Origin of the sequence: Streptomyces viridochromogenes DSM 40736, from assembly GCF_000158955.1 — a bacterium.
Classification (GTDB): Bacteria; Actinomycetota; Actinomycetes; order Streptomycetales; family Streptomycetaceae; genus Streptomyces; species Streptomyces venetus.
On record NZ_GG657757.1, the window covers coordinates 5,521,329 to 5,534,376 of the forward strand.

Here is a 13,048-nt window from a genome sequence, read left to right on the forward strand (position 1 = left end):
CACGGCGAGGGCCCCGTCTCCACTGGAGACGGGGCCCTCACCTGCATACCGAAGCCGGGCTCAGAAGCGGCGCGTGATCAGCGCCCGCTTCACCTCGGCGATCGCCTTCGTGACCTCGATACCGCGCGGGCAGGCGTCCGTGCAGTTGAAGGTCGTGCGGCAGCGCCACACGCCGTCGCGGTCGTTGAGGACCTCCAGGCGCTGCTCGCCCGCCTCGTCACGCGAGTCGAAGATGAAGCGGTGCGCGTTGACGATGGCCGCCGGGCCGAAGTACTGGCCGTCGTTCCAGAAGACCGGGCACGACGTGGTGCAGGCCGCGCAGAGGATGCACTTCGTCGTGTCGTCGAAGCGCTCGCGGTCCTCGGCGGACTGCAGACGCTCGCGCGTGGGCTCGTTCGTGTCCTTCGTGATGAGGAAGGGCATGACGTCCCGGTACGCCTGGAAGAACGGCTCCATGTCGACCACGAGGTCCTTCAGGACCGTGAGGCCCTTTATGGCCTCGACCGTGATCGGCTTCTCGGGGTTGATGTCCTTGATCAGGGTCTTGCAGGCAAGACGGTTCTTGCCGTTGATCCGCATCGCGTCGGAGCCGCAGATGCCGTGGGCGCAGGAACGGCGGAACGTCAGCGTGCCGTCGAGCTCCCACTTGATCTTGTGGAGGGCGTCGAGGACGCGCTCCTTCGGGTCGATCTCCAGCTGGAAGTCTTCCCACACCGCTTCCGCCGCGACCTCGGGGTTGAAGCGGCGGATGCGGAAGGTGACCGTGATGTAGGGGGAGTCGGCGAAACCGGGCTCGGGCCGGCCGGCCGCGTCTTCCTTGTCCAGAACGGGGGTAGCCATCAGTACTTACGCTCCATCGGCTGGTAGCGGGTCTGGACGACCGGCTTGTAGTCGAGACGGACGGTTTCGGAACCGTCGGCGCCGACCTCGCGGTACGCCATGGTGTGCCGCATGAAGTTGACGTCGTCGCGGTTCGGGTAGTCCTCGCGGTAGTGACCGCCGCGGGACTCCTTGCGGGCGAGCGCGGAGACGGCCATGACCTCGGCGAGGTCGAGCAGGTTGCCCAGCTCGATGGCCTCCAGCAGGTCCGTGTTGAACCGCTTGCCCTTGTCCTGGATCGACACGTTCTTGTACCGCTCACGCAGCTCCGCGATCTTCTCGACCGCGGTCTTGATCGTCTGCTCGGTGCGGAACACCATGACGTTGGCGTCCATGGTCTCCTGCAGCTCGCGCCGCAGCACCGTCACACGCTCGGTGCCCGTGGCGTCGCGCAGCTGCTCGACCTGCGCGATCACGAGCTCCGCCGGGTTCTCCGGCAGCTCCACGAACTCCGCCTTCTGCGCGTACTCCGCGGCCGCGATACCGGCGCGCTTGCCGAACACGTTGATGTCCAGCAGGGAGTTCGTGCCGAGGCGGTTCGCGCCGTGCACGGACACGCAGGCGACCTCGCCGGCCGCGTACAGGCCCGGGACGACCGTGGTGTTGTCCGCCAGGACCTCACCCTCGACGTTCGTCGGGATGCCGCCCATCGCGTAGTGCGCGGTGGGCTGGATCGGGATCGGGTCCGTGTAGGGCTCGATGCCGAGGTACGTACGGGCGAACTCCGTGATGTCCGGGAGCTTCGCGTCCAGTTGCTCCGGCGGGAGGTGCGTGAGGTCCAGGTAGACGTGGTCGCCCTCGGGGCCGCAGCCGCGGCCTTCGCGGATCTCCGTGTAGATGGAGCGGGAGACCACGTCTCGGGACGCGAGGTCCTTCATGACCGGCGCGTACTTCTCCATGAAGCGCTCGCCGTCCTTGTTGCGGAGGATGCCGCCCTCACCGCGGGCGCCCTCCGTCAGCAGGATGCCCATGCGCCAGATGCCGGTCGGGTGGAACTGGAAGAACTCCATGTCCTCCAGCGGCAGACCCCGGCGGTAGACCGCCGCCTGGCCGTCACCGGTCAGCGTGTGCGCGTTGGACGTCACCTTGAAGAACTTGCCGCAGCCGCCGGACGCGTAGACCACGGACTTCGCCTGGAAGATGTGGATCTCGCCGGTGGCGAGTTCGTACGCCACGACGCCCGCCGACTTCTTGACGCCGTCGACCTCGGTGAGCAGCTGGTCCAGGACGTAGAACTCGTTGAAGAACTCCACGCCCTCCTTGACGCAGTTCTGGTACAGCGTCTGGAGGATCATGTGGCCGGTGCGGTCGGCCGCGTAGCAGGAGCGGCGGACCGGGGCCTCGCCGTGGTTGCGGCTGTGACCGCCGAAGCGGCGCTGGTCGATGGTGCCGTTCGGCGTGCGGTTGAACGGCAGGCCCATCTTCTCCAGGTCGAGGACGGAGTCGATGGCCTCCTTCGCCAGGATCTCGGCGGCGTCCTGGTCGACCAGGTAGTCACCGCCCTTGACCGTGTCGAAGGTGTGCCACTCCCAGTTGTCCTCCTCCACGTTCGCCAGCGCGGCGGCCATGCCGCCCTGCGCGGCGCCCGTGTGGGAGCGGGTGGGGTAGAGCTTGGTCAGGACGGCCGTGCGGCTGCGCTTCGTGGACTCGATGGCCGCGCGCATGCCCGCGCCACCGGCGCCGACGATGACGGTGTCGTACTTGTGGATCTTCATGATTCTCGCAACCCCGTGCCTAGCGGATGTTCGGGTCGAAGGTGAAGATCACCAGCGTGCCCAGCAGGATGGTGAACACCGTGGCGGTGTAGAGCAGGCCCTTGAGCCACAGCCGGGTGTTCGCGCGCTCCGCGTAGTCGTTGATGACCGTGCGCAGGCCGTTGGCGCCGTGCAGCATCGCGAGCCACAGCATCAGCAGGTCCCAGACCTGCCAGAACGGCGAGGCCCAGCGGCCCGCCACGAAGGCGAAGCCGATCTTGGAGACGCCGCCGTCCAGCACGAGCTGGATCAGCAGGTGGCCGAGGACCAGGACGACCAGCACGACGCCGGACAGGCGCATGAACAGCCAGGCGGCCATCTCGAAGTTGCCGCGGGTGCTCTTCGGGGTCTTCTTGGTCCGCTTGCGCGGGGCCTCGATGAGGGGCGCGGGGTTGTCGACGGTGTAGACGGCGCCGCCCTCGACGGGGCCGACGCCCGCAGCGGTCTTCTCAGTCGTGGACATTGGCGTCAGCTCCCGAACAGTTCACGAGCGGCGTGGCCGAGGACGGGGTAGATCGCCCCGAGCATCAGCACGACCCACACGGCGACGACGGTCCAGAGCATCTGCTTCTGGTACCGCGCGCCCTTGATCCAGAAGTCGACGGCGATGACGCGCAGACCGTTGAGCGCGTGGAAGAGGATGGCGGCGACGAGGCCGTACTCCAGCAGCGCGACGATCGGCGTCTTGTACGTGGCCACGACGTCGTCGTAGGCCTCAGGGGACACACGGACGAGAGCGGTGTCCAGCACGTGAACGAACAGGAAGAAGAAGATGAGGACGCCGGTGACTCGATGAGCCACCCAGGACCACATTCCTTCCCGGCCGCGGTACAGCGTTCCAGCCGGCACGGAAGTTTCCTCCGGGAGCGGGGATTGGGGCCGCGCCGGCTTGGTGTGTCGGTCGGGCCCGGCCGGGTACGGTCCACCGGCCCCCAGCATCGTAGCGAGGCGTTGCCGCTGGGCTGAGCGGGGGTCTGGCTGTGTGATCAAACTGGCATGCTTACGGGCTAGCCTCTGAGGCTTCTGGGGTGTGATTTCCCGTTATCTGCCGGGTGCGGGTTCGTTGTGGTCGATCGCGCCCACGCGGCGGTAGCCGCACCTCGATTGCGGCACCGCGCCCCTGAGGGCGGCCAGCAGACGTCCCCTCGCGAGGCGCCGGAGTTCGTCCGCCGTCACCGCCCGCTCCTCTTCCGGATCGTTCGTCAATCGTGACCGGATGGCCTCGAGGGTGTGGTCCAGCACCTCGGACGGGGAGAGGCCGTCCAGGCAGATGACGAACACGTGTCCGAATCGGGCCTCGTAGGCGGCGTGGGCCGCGTTCAGGGCCGTGTGGGCCGCTGCGTAGGTGTCCGGCGGGAGGGCGGGCAGGGGCTCCTCCGCCAGCGCTTCCGTGAGGTCGGCCCAGGTCAGGTCGTAGGCCGCCTCGTCCGCCGCGGCGAGCAGGGAGGCCAGATCCGGGTACGGGCGGTGTTCCGCGACGCGCCGGGACCAGCGCGGGCTGCGCAGACAGGTGAGGAGAGCTTGTTCCAGTTCCTCCGCGGAGGCCGCGTTGAGGTGCTCCACCGGTATGGCGAGTCGGCCGGGGAGGTCTGGGAGACGGTGCGCGGGCAGCGTGGATCCTCGTGGGCGTCACGTGTGTCGGCAGGGCATGGTGTGAGAGTTGTGACGTCACGCTATCGAGTACGACCACGACGTGTCCGACGGATGCCTGAATTTCACCCGGGAGAGAGAGTTTCGGAACCTGTGGTGGACGCGCGCCAAACGCGCGCCGCGCGGCACGGGGTCTTAGGTTGGCCGTGTGAGTCAGCACAGGCGCCGGAGTTCGGCGAAGCAGGTGAAACAGCGGCCAGTGCTGGTCGTGGCCATGGCCGTAGCCCTGGTCGTGGTCGTGGCCGGAGTGAGTTTCGGGCTCTGGGCGGCCTCGGGCGGCGACGGCGGGTCCACGGAACCGGAGGCCAGACCGTCCCAGGGCGGGACCGGGGCCGCCCCGCGGGGCACCTCGCCGTCAGAGAGTCCCAGCCCGAGCCGCTCGTACGCCCTGTCCAAAGCGCCGCAGACGATCCCCGCCGTGCGCGACCACACCCCCGCGCGCGGCCCGGGCTGGCGCCCCGAGAGCGGCGACCGGGTGGTCGTGGACGACCCGGCGCTGGCCGACGAAGGGCGGCTCATCGCCGGTGAGCTGGGGCTGTCGTACCAGGGCGAGAAGAACGACCAGCAGGCCGGGGACGTACGGCTGGCACTGGACGGCGACAAGAAGGCGAACCCGGAGTCGTACGTCATGACCGTGCGCGACGGGCGGGTGGAGATCAACGGGCCCGCCGAGGCGGGCGTCTTCTACGGCACCCGCACGCTCAAGCAGGAGGTGCACGACGGCGGCACGGCGCCCGAGGGCGTGGTGAAGGACGAGCCGGCCAAGCCGCAGCGCGGCTTCATGCTGGACATCGCGCGCAAGAACTACACGGCCGGCTGGATCGAGGACCGGATCCGCGAACTGGGCGACCTGAAGTACAACCAGCTCGGTCTGCACTTCTCCGACGACCAGGGGTTCCGGATCGAGTCCGACTCGCATCCGGAGATCGTCTCCCAGGAGCATCTGACCAAGGCACAGGTGCGGAAGATCGTCGACCTCGCGGAGAGCCGGCACATCACCGTCGTGCCCGAGATCGACTCGCCCGGGCACCTCGGCGCGGTCATCGACGCCCACCCCGACCTCCAGCTGCGCACCGCGCAGGGGTCGGCGGTGCAGGGTGCCATCGACATCTCCAAGGCCGAGAGCGCCGAGATCGTCGACGACCTGCTGAACGAGTACGCGGGCCTCTTCCCCGGCCGGCCCTGGCACCTCGGCGGTGACGAGTACCAGGCGCTGGTCCGCTCCGACCCGGAGGCCTCGTTCCCCCAGCTGGCCGCCGCCGCGCAGCAGAAGTACGGCGCCGGTGCCACGGTCGCCGACCTCACCACCGGCTGGCTGAACGACCGGGCCGCCACCGTCCGCGCCAACCAGCGCACCCCGCGCGCGTGGAACGACGGTTTCTTCCGCGACACCTCCGTCGCGGCCGACAAGGACATCCAGGTCGCCTACTGGACCGGCAAGGAGATCGGCGCCCGGACGCCGGTGGAGTACCTGAGCACGGGCCGGAAGGTCATCAACTACAACGACGAGTTCCTGTACTACGTGCTCGGCGAGCCGCAGACCTTCGTCTATCCGACCGGACAGCGGATCTACGAGCAGTGGACGCCGCGGATGCTGCGCGACACCGCGCAGGTGCCCGCGCGCTACGACGACCAGATCCTCGGCGGGACCTTCGCCGTCTGGGGCGACCAGCCGAACGCGCAGACGCAGGACCAGGTCGCGGCCGGGATCCGGATGCCGTTGCGGGCGACCGTCCAGAAGCTCTGGGACCCGGGCGCGCCCGGGCTGTCCTGGGCGCAGTTCCGGGCGCTGGCGGACAGGCTCGGCTGACTCCGCTCGAATTGGCCCGTAGGGCTGCGAACCGCCGTACGGCTGTGGTGGTCTTCTGACGCGAGCCGAATCGAATATGCCGGGGGGAGCCGGAACATGGGCTACTGGGGGTATTTCGTCGTGGGCCGGGAGGAACGGCCGCTGGTGGAGCTGGGCGCCCTGGCCGGGGCGGCGGAGGCGATGACGCGCCGCGCCTCGGCGCCGGGCGGCTGGCAGGTCTGGGAGTACCCGAGCCGTGACGGCGACGTCGGGAACATGAACGCCCTGGCCCGGGAGACCGGCGCGCCGGCGCTCTTCGGGTACGTCATGAACAGCGAGTGCGTGGCGCTGGAGGCCGCGGCGCCGGAGAGCGGGGCGTGGACGACCTGCCTCGCACGGACCGCGATGGCCGGGTATCTGGGGGCCGGCCGGGAGGGCCTCACGCTGGAGGACTACTTCCTGGAACCCCGCGACGCCGCCGAGCACGCCGTCCGGTGGGCCGCCGAGGCCGGGCACGAAGTGAACGCCGACGCCCTTGTGGACGTACTCACTTCAGACCCCGATCCCCTGGCCGAAAACCTCTTGTTCCGCTTCCTCGACAGACTCGGCGTGGTGCCCCTGTGACACTCCGGGGCCGTCGCACGCAGTAAGGGGAAGTGCGGGTTCCGTGAGGGGTGAGGGCTGCAAGCGGCCTTGTAGGGCCCCGGAGAAGGCCCGCGGAGGGAGACGTGGATGAGCCTGGTGGAGTTGATCGCACAGGCCGACGAACGCGGGCTGGCCGCGAGCGGGCTGGCTTGTTTGGATCGGTGTGTGCCCCTGCTGGGCGGCGACGACGAGATCCTGCGGCCGCTGTGGGCGAGCCTCACCGACGACGCCGGGGCCGGCGACTGGGGTGACGGCCTGGAGCAGGCGCGCGGGAAGCTGGACACCGCCGACGGCGAGGACGAGGCGGCCGTGCTCGCCCAGCGGATGCTCGAGGCCGCTCCCGCCGAGCGGTCCGCCGCCGGAGTACGGGTGTGGGCCGACGCCTGCTCCGTCGCCTCCCTCCAGATCCACCGCCTCCTCGACACCCTCCAGGACGACGCCTCGTCGGTGGACGTGCGCCGCGAGGGCCGTACGGACGGCATGTCGCCGCTCGTCGCCGCCGAACTGCGCCGCCAGATCACCGTCCTGGAGGTCCTGGCCGGACATGGCCAGGCCGGGCTGCGGCGGGCGCTGGAGATCTCGGTCGAGGGGCGGCGGGTACTCCGCGCGGTCGTCTCCCGCCGGACCCGGCAGCACGGGTGAGGACCAGGCGGCCGGCGAGGGCCCTGACCGGCCTAAACCCCGTTCCTGGGAGAGTCCTGTGACAGTCGTGAGGCCGCCGTGGGGCGGTCCTGCGCCGCTTCGGGGAAGCCGCCGATTCCGGGTGACGAAACGCTTCTCCGCAGCGCTTTCCGGGGTGTGACGACTCAAGCGGAAACCAGGCCCTCGGCCGCGGCGAAGCCGTTGCGTTGGGCGGCGGACATGGTGGCGACGATGCGCGAGGGAGCACGGCTGCGCCTCGACTACTCGGCCCAGAGTCTGTGGAGCATCGACCGGATGATCGAGGGGATACGGCGGGAAGGGGCGCCGCACGCCGCCGTGCAGGAGGTCCTGCGGGGCTTCGGGGCCTACGCCGGTGAGGTGATGGCGCGTCAGGCCGGGGCCGAGTGGTGGGCCACGGGCGGCGACCACTGGATCCGCACCCCCGACGGACGTCTCTGGGACCCGATCGACGAGGCCCGCCGCTGCTACGCCGGGCACGGCTCGCTGCGGCTGCTGTGCCGGGACGCGACGAGCGCCGCGCCCCGGCCGTAGCGTCAGCGCCCGAACAGGCCCTCGAAGGCGGGCTCGGCCGGTTCAGGCAGGCCCTCGAAGGCCGGCTCGGCTGTTTCCGGCAGGCCCTCGAACCCGGGCCCGGCAGCCTCCGGGACCGGAGCCGCGAGCGTGCCGGCGCCCGCGGCGAGCGTGCGGATCTCGGGCAGGGCGGCGTAGAGGTTCTGCCCGGGGCAGTCGGTCGGATAGCCGTCGCGGTGCCCCGAGATGCGATGCAGCGTCACCTTCTGGCCCGACGTGTACTTGCCGTTGTCGGCCCCGGCCGTCAGCACCACCGTCCCCGTCGGGTCGATGCCGTACAGGCCGAGCTTCCAGGCCGCGACCTTGGCGACCGCCGCGCGAACGGCGGAGTTCACGGTCGCCTTGGTGTAGTCGCCGAGCACCGAGACGCTGCTGGTCGCCGTGTTGAAGCCATAGGTGTGCGCGCCGAGGACCGGCCGGTCGATGCCGCCCGCGCGGCCTTCGAAGATCTTGCCGCACTTGTCGACGAGGAAGTGGTAGCCGATGTCGTTCCAGCCGTTGCTGCGCACGTGGTAGAGGAACACGCCGCGCACGACCGACGCCGACTCGGAGCAGCTGTAGTCGTTGGTGCCCGCCGTGTGGTGGACGAACATCGCCTTGGTGGCGCTGGTGTAGGTCGGCGGGTCCTTCACCAGGGACTCGTCGGCGCCCCAGGCGGAGCGCGACGTCACGGCGGGGCGGGCGACCGACGGCGCTCCGGCGGCCGGCCCGGGGACGTCCGGCTCGACGACCGTGGTGTGCACGGCGTCCGACCCGCCGTCGGGATCGACCAGCTCGACGCGCAGCCCCTCGGGCAGCCCGGAGCCCGCCACGCGCACCTGGATGCCGTCCGCGGGCCCGGTCCACAGCGGCTGGGTGCCGCCGCGCACCCCGGCACGGTCGCGGTCGGGGCCGGTCTCCGGCGTCCGCACGTCGGTGTCCAGCGCGCGCCACGCGCTCCACTCGCCGCTCTCCCGGGAGCGGGTGCGCACATGGACGGTGCCGTCCAGGGCGGCGTCGGGATCGTCCCAGGTGACACCGACCATGCTGAACGGCTCGGTGGTGCGCGGGGCGAGGGACCGCTCGTGCGGATCACCGTCCGGCACCCGGACGGTGTGCACGTCGTCGTCCGGGGAGGAGGCCCGGGCGGGCTGGGTCAGGCCGAGGGCACCGAGGGCCAGGGCGGTGGCGACGGCGGTGCGCAGGAGGGTGGACGGCATACGGCGCTCGCCTTTCGTCGGGCGGTTGCATCGCGTGCAGAGCTCCCCGGTACGTCACTTGGACAAAACCTCTCCGGGGCCGCGCTCCCGAGGACGGCGGCTCGGGATGACCCGAACGGTGGCGGGCGGCGGGCGTCTGACGCGCTGTGACACTTCCGGGCGAACCGGCGCTGATGAGCATGGGGGGCGTCGCAGAGGAGGGCGCGCACTCGGTACGGACGAGGACGGTATTTGGGTCAGGGAGCGGAACCCCGGCGCGTGCAGGCGCACGACGGGGAACTGGGCGCGGCCGTCGCGCGGGCCCAGCAGGGTGACGAGGCGGCCTTCGCGGTCGCCTACCGGATCGTGCAGCCCGCACTGCTCGGCTACCTGCGCGGGATCGTCGGCGACGACGCCGAGGACGTGGCGTCCGACGCCTGGCTGGAGATCGCCCGGGACCTCGGACGGTTCAAGGGCGACGGGGCCGGTTTCCGGGGCTGGACGGCGACCATCGCCCGGCACCGGGCGCTGGACCACCTGCGCCGGCAGCGGGTGCGGCCCCGGTCGTCCGCGCTGGAACAGGACGTCCTGGAGCTGCCCGGGCCGCAGAGCACGCACGAGCAGGCGTTGGAGGCCATGTCGACCGAACACGCCCTGGAGCTGGTCCGCGGGTTGCCGCGCGACCAGGCCGAGGCCGTACTGCTGCGCGTGGTGGTCGGCCTCGACGGCCCCGCCGCGGCACGCGTCCTGGGCAAGCGGCCGGGCGCGGTACGCACGGCCGCGTACCGAGGGCTGAAACGTCTCGCCGGGCAGCTCGGGGCGGAGAGTGTGACGGATGACGCGCCCCGGACGCTGGGTGAGTCGACGTGAACAAATGTCAGCTTCGCCGGCCGGGCCGGCGAGGGGCGTCCGGACCCGGTGCCGTGAACAGGGCGGACGAACGGGACGTACTGGTAAGGCCGGACAGGCCGAGTGGGACGAGTGGATCGAGCAGGGACGGACAGGCACATGGGTGAGCGGCAGAGCGACGGCGGGCTTGCCGGCCGCGCCTCCCGTCATGCCCTTCTCGACTCCGAGGTCGAGGCGCTCATCGCCGCCTCCCTCATCCGGGACGGTGTCGACGCCGAGGCGGAGCAGCGGGCCGTGGCCGCGTTCCGCGCCGCCCGGGACGACGGGGCCCACCGGACGCGCACCCGGCTCCGGGACGACTGGCGGCCCCGGGAGCGGCGGCGGTACCTGGGGCTGTCGCTGAGGACGACGCTCGGCGTGCTGTTCGCGAGCCTCACCCTGGGCGGTGTCGCCGTGGCGGCGATCGGCGCGGCGGGGTCCCCGGCGGACGGCCCGGACGACGGCCGCGGGCACCCGCCCGCCACGAGCGGCACCCCGAGCGACCCGGCCCGGACGCCTTCCCGCGGCGGCGACCCCGGCCGCCCTTCCGGCACCGCCACCGGCTCCGCCCCCACCCGCCCCGACCGCCCGGCTCCCGCCCAGGACACCGAGGCCCACTGCCGCGCCTACCAGCAGGTCGAGGGCCGCGGCCGGGCCATGGACGCGACGGCCTGGCAGCGTCTCGTCGACGCCGCGGGCGGTGAGAGGAACGTCACGCGGTACTGCGCCGCGCAGCTGGAGCGGTCGACGCCCGAGCCCAAGCCCACCCAGAGCGGCGGTTCCGAGAACAGCGGTGCTTCCGAGAACAGCGGTACTTCCGGGAACAAGGGCTCCGGGGAGAACAACGGCACGGACAAGGGCCAGGACAAGAGCACGCCCGCCCGGCCCAACGGCCGTTCTCAGTAAGGGATCCGGCGAATCCGGAGACACCGCCTTGGCAACGGCCGAGGCCGCCACCCCCCACAGGAGAGGCCCCGGCCGTCGCGCGGCACGGACCGCGCCGCGGTCCGTACTCCCTACAGCGTCCGGTGTGCGTTTTCTGTCACACCCGGCCGTGTCACGGCTTAGTTGCATCTCCGGCGGACATGGACGGGGAGTGGTTTCAGGTCGTAACGTGCCATTCGCGCCAACAGCGGAGGCGGCAAGACCACCGCAACCACCAGCGGCCTTGAAAAACCGCAACCATTCATTGAGCAACCACGACGGCGAGAACCCGGTCCGCGAAAGCGGCGCCGGTGTAGGCGCAGAAGGGCGCGCGGTGCTGGGGGACGACGCGGAGCTGACCGCCGCGGTGCGCGCGGCACAGGCCGGAGACGAAAGCGCGTTCCGGACTGTGTACCGCACCGTGCACCCGCGGTTGCTCGGATACGTACGGACGCTGGTCGGCGAACCCGACGCCGAGGACGTGACGTCGGAGGCATGGCTTCAGATAGCCCGTGATCTGGAACGGTTCACCGGGGACGCGGACCGCTTCCGCGGCTGGGCCGCCCGTATCGCCCGCAACCGCGCGCTGGACCACATACGCATGCGCGGGCGGCGGCCCGCGATCGGCGGCGACGAGACCGAACTGACCGGCCGGGCCGCCGAGTCGGACACGGCGGGCGAGGCCATCGAGGCGCTCGCCACGGACGGCGCCTTCTCCCTCATCTCCCTGCTGCCGCAGGACCAGGCCGAGGCGGTCGTGCTGCGCGTGGTCGTGGGGCTCGACGCGAAGACCGCCGCCGAGACCCTCGGCAAGCGCCCGGGCGCCGTCCGGACGGCGGCGCACCGGGGCCTGAAGCGGCTCGCGGAACTGCTCGGCGGCGATCCGGAGGCCGATCCGGAATCGGCCGGAGTGCTCGACGCCCTGCCGCCTCCGAGAGAACCACGTGGCAGTGCCATGACGTCCGCACGTGTGACGCAAAGCGTCGCGCGGACGCAGAAGGATGTGTGATGGCCGACGAGCAGTACAGGTGGCTGGACCGCGAAACGGCGGAGCGCTTGCTGAACGGAGAGCCACTCGAAGCTGTCGACGGCGCAGCCCCTGAGCGGGCCGAACGCCTCGCCAGGACACTTGACGCACTGTCCGCGTCACCACCGCTGACCAGCGAGGAACTCCCCGGTGAGGCCGCCGCGATGGCCGCCTTCCGCACGGCGCGCGCGGAGCGCGGCGACGCCGAGGGGGCCCGTGCGGGCACCGGTGAGCGGACGGGCCGCGACATCGTCGACGCCGGGCTGGTCCGGATCGGAACCACGCGGGGCAGCGGCTCCGGTGACGTCCGGCGCCCCCGCTGGGCCCGTCCCGCGCGCCTCGCACTGGCCGCCGTGCTGGCAAAACGGCATGGTCGGCGGAGTCGCCGTCGCGGCCGGAACCGGAGTCCTGAAAGCACCGTTCGGCCGTGATGAGCCCGCCCCCGGCTCGTCCGTCTCGGCCGATGTCACTCCGCCCGAGCGCCCGCTGATCTCGCCCTCCCCGAGCGACGCCGTGCAGGGCGGGTCCACGCCCGACGACGCGCCGGGCGGCACCTCGACGGGCGGCGCCGACGGCTCGGGCCGGACCGGGGACCGCGACGACGCGGCCCCGGAGCCCGGCTCCGGCGACAAGGCGGACCGCCCCGGCGAGGGCCGTGGGAAGATCGCCGCCGCCTGCCGCGACCTGCGCGAAGGCAAGGGGCTGAACGGCGAGCGCCGACGCGCCCTGCGGGACGCGGCGGGCGGCCCCCGGGTGTGGAAGTACTGCAAGGGCGTCCTGGCCGGCGCCGACGGCACCGCCACCCGGCGCGGTGACGACGACGCCGACCGGGGCAAGGGCGCGAACCACGGCAAGGGCGCGAACCAGGGCAAGGGCGCCGACCAGGGCAAGGGCGCGAACCAGGGCCGCAAGCAGGACAGCGAGCGGGACAAGGCCGAGCGCAAGGCCCAGCGGAAGGCCGAGCAGCGGGCCGAGCGGCAGGGCAGCGGCGACGGCCACGCGGACCGCAACCGCTCCGCGCGGTCTGATAAGCCCCTGTGACCTGCGGTTTCGCACTCCGAAGAAATCTTCTGGCCGAGGG

15 protein-coding genes are annotated in these 13,048 nt (G+C 71.5%); 9 read left to right on the forward strand and 6 right to left on the reverse strand.

The window, feature by feature from the left end:
* Positions 1 to 60: 60 nt before the first annotated feature.
* From SSQG_RS24415 to SSQG_RS24435, 5 genes are all read right to left on the reverse strand, one after another.
* Positions 61 to 840, reverse strand: a complete 780-nt coding sequence (locus SSQG_RS24415) for a succinate dehydrogenase iron-sulfur subunit (protein WP_003992511.1) — start codon at positions 838 to 840, stop codon at positions 61 to 63.
* The gene (gene sdhA / locus SSQG_RS24420) at positions 840 to 2,594 is read right to left on the reverse strand and encodes a succinate dehydrogenase flavoprotein subunit (protein WP_003992512.1); all 1,755 of its coding nucleotides are present in this window, start codon (positions 2,592 to 2,594) and stop codon (positions 840 to 842) included. The genes SSQG_RS24415 and sdhA overlap by 1 nt, the downstream gene beginning before the upstream one ends.
* A gap of 19 nt (positions 2,595 to 2,613) precedes the next feature.
* Positions 2,614 to 3,096: a succinate dehydrogenase hydrophobic membrane anchor subunit gene (locus SSQG_RS24425; RefSeq protein ID WP_003992513.1), complete on the reverse strand. Its 483-nt coding sequence runs from the start codon at positions 3,094 to 3,096 to the stop codon at positions 2,614 to 2,616.
* A gap of 5 nt (positions 3,097 to 3,101) precedes the next feature.
* A complete protein-coding gene (gene sdhC / locus SSQG_RS24430) occupies positions 3,102 to 3,482 on the reverse strand; it encodes a succinate dehydrogenase, cytochrome b556 subunit (RefSeq protein ID WP_003992514.1) in 381 nt (126 codons plus the stop codon).
* A 192-nt stretch (positions 3,483 to 3,674) separates the two neighbouring features.
* Positions 3,675 to 4,196: a 2-oxo-4-hydroxy-4-carboxy-5-ureidoimidazoline decarboxylase gene (locus SSQG_RS24435; protein WP_003992515.1), complete on the reverse strand. Its 522-nt coding sequence runs from the start codon at positions 4,194 to 4,196 to the stop codon at positions 3,675 to 3,677.
* Between the two features lie 301 nt (positions 4,197 to 4,497).
* Here SSQG_RS24435 and SSQG_RS24440 point away from each other — a divergent pair, with 301 nt between their 5' ends.
* From SSQG_RS24440 to SSQG_RS24455, 4 genes are all read left to right on the forward strand, one after another.
* A complete protein-coding gene (locus tag SSQG_RS24440) occupies positions 4,498 to 6,093 on the forward strand; it encodes a beta-N-acetylhexosaminidase (protein WP_039935395.1) in 1,596 nt (531 codons plus the stop codon).
* A gap of 96 nt (positions 6,094 to 6,189) precedes the next feature.
* Positions 6,190 to 6,696, forward strand: coding sequence for a hypothetical protein (locus tag SSQG_RS24445; protein ID WP_003992517.1), 507 nt, complete (start codon positions 6,190 to 6,192; stop codon positions 6,694 to 6,696).
* Positions 6,697 to 6,804: 108 nt separating this feature from the next.
* Positions 6,805 to 7,359, forward strand: a complete 555-nt coding sequence (locus SSQG_RS24450; RefSeq protein WP_003992518.1) for a hypothetical protein — start codon at positions 6,805 to 6,807, stop codon at positions 7,357 to 7,359.
* Positions 7,360 to 7,515: 156 nt separating this feature from the next.
* Positions 7,516 to 7,911 (forward strand): hypothetical protein, encoded by a 396-nt coding sequence (locus SSQG_RS24455; protein WP_086025111.1) that lies wholly within the window; start codon positions 7,516 to 7,518, stop codon positions 7,909 to 7,911.
* A gap of 2 nt (positions 7,912 to 7,913) precedes the next feature.
* Here SSQG_RS24455 and SSQG_RS24460 read toward each other — a convergent pair whose 3' ends face one another.
* Positions 7,914 to 9,149: an N-acetylmuramoyl-L-alanine amidase gene (locus SSQG_RS24460; RefSeq protein WP_003992520.1), complete on the reverse strand. Its 1,236-nt coding sequence runs from the start codon at positions 9,147 to 9,149 to the stop codon at positions 7,914 to 7,916.
* Between the two features lie 231 nt (positions 9,150 to 9,380).
* Between SSQG_RS24460 and SSQG_RS24465 the strand changes: the two genes are divergently transcribed.
* From SSQG_RS24465 to SSQG_RS38315, 5 genes are all read left to right on the forward strand, one after another.
* Positions 9,381 to 9,998: an RNA polymerase sigma factor gene (locus tag SSQG_RS24465; RefSeq protein WP_003992521.1), complete on the forward strand. Its 618-nt coding sequence runs from the start codon at positions 9,381 to 9,383 to the stop codon at positions 9,996 to 9,998.
* Positions 9,999 to 10,136: 138 nt separating this feature from the next.
* A complete protein-coding gene (locus SSQG_RS24470; protein ID WP_003992522.1) occupies positions 10,137 to 10,922 on the forward strand; it encodes a hypothetical protein in 786 nt (261 codons plus the stop codon).
* A gap of 352 nt (positions 10,923 to 11,274) precedes the next feature.
* Positions 11,275 to 11,949, forward strand: a complete 675-nt coding sequence (locus SSQG_RS24475) for an RNA polymerase sigma factor (protein WP_003992523.1) — start codon at positions 11,275 to 11,277, stop codon at positions 11,947 to 11,949.
* Complete coding sequence (locus tag SSQG_RS38310) at positions 11,949 to 12,398, forward strand: hypothetical protein (protein ID WP_052310340.1); 450 nt, start codon at positions 11,949 to 11,951, stop codon at positions 12,396 to 12,398. Before SSQG_RS24475 ends, SSQG_RS38310 begins: the two co-directional genes overlap by 1 nt.
* Positions 12,337 to 13,008 carry a hypothetical protein gene (locus SSQG_RS38315; RefSeq protein ID WP_052310341.1) on the forward strand — a complete coding sequence of 224 codons (672 nt, stop codon included), beginning with the start codon at positions 12,337 to 12,339 and terminating at the stop codon, positions 13,006 to 13,008. Before SSQG_RS38310 ends, SSQG_RS38315 begins: the two co-directional genes overlap by 62 nt.
* Positions 13,009 to 13,048: the final 40 nt, after the last annotated feature.

Coding starts and splice junctions, on each gene's coding strand:
- SSQG_RS24460 (WP_003992520.1), bottom strand. CDS start 9,149: ATGCCGTCCACCCTCCTGCGCACCGCCGTCGCCACCGCCCTGGCCCTC.
- SSQG_RS24450 (WP_003992518.1), top strand. CDS start 6,805: ATGAGCCTGGTGGAGTTGATCGCACAGGCCGACGAACGCGGGCTGGCC.
- SSQG_RS24470 (WP_003992522.1), top strand. CDS start 10,137: ATGGGTGAGCGGCAGAGCGACGGCGGGCTTGCCGGCCGCGCCTCCCGT.
- SSQG_RS38310 (WP_052310340.1), top strand. CDS start 11,949: ATGGCCGACGAGCAGTACAGGTGGCTGGACCGCGAAACGGCGGAGCGC.
- SSQG_RS24425 (WP_003992513.1), bottom strand. CDS start 3,096: ATGTCCACGACTGAGAAGACCGCTGCGGGCGTCGGCCCCGTCGAGGGC.
- sdhA (WP_003992512.1), bottom strand. CDS start 2,594: ATGAAGATCCACAAGTACGACACCGTCATCGTCGGCGCCGGTGGCGCG.
- SSQG_RS24445 (WP_003992517.1), top strand. CDS start 6,190: ATGGGCTACTGGGGGTATTTCGTCGTGGGCCGGGAGGAACGGCCGCTG.
- SSQG_RS24440 (WP_039935395.1), top strand. CDS start 4,498: ATGGCCGTAGCCCTGGTCGTGGTCGTGGCCGGAGTGAGTTTCGGGCTC.
- SSQG_RS38315 (WP_052310341.1), top strand. CDS start 12,337: ATGGTCGGCGGAGTCGCCGTCGCGGCCGGAACCGGAGTCCTGAAAGCA.
- SSQG_RS24415 (WP_003992511.1), bottom strand. CDS start 840: ATGGCTACCCCCGTTCTGGACAAGGAAGACGCGGCCGGCCGGCCCGAG.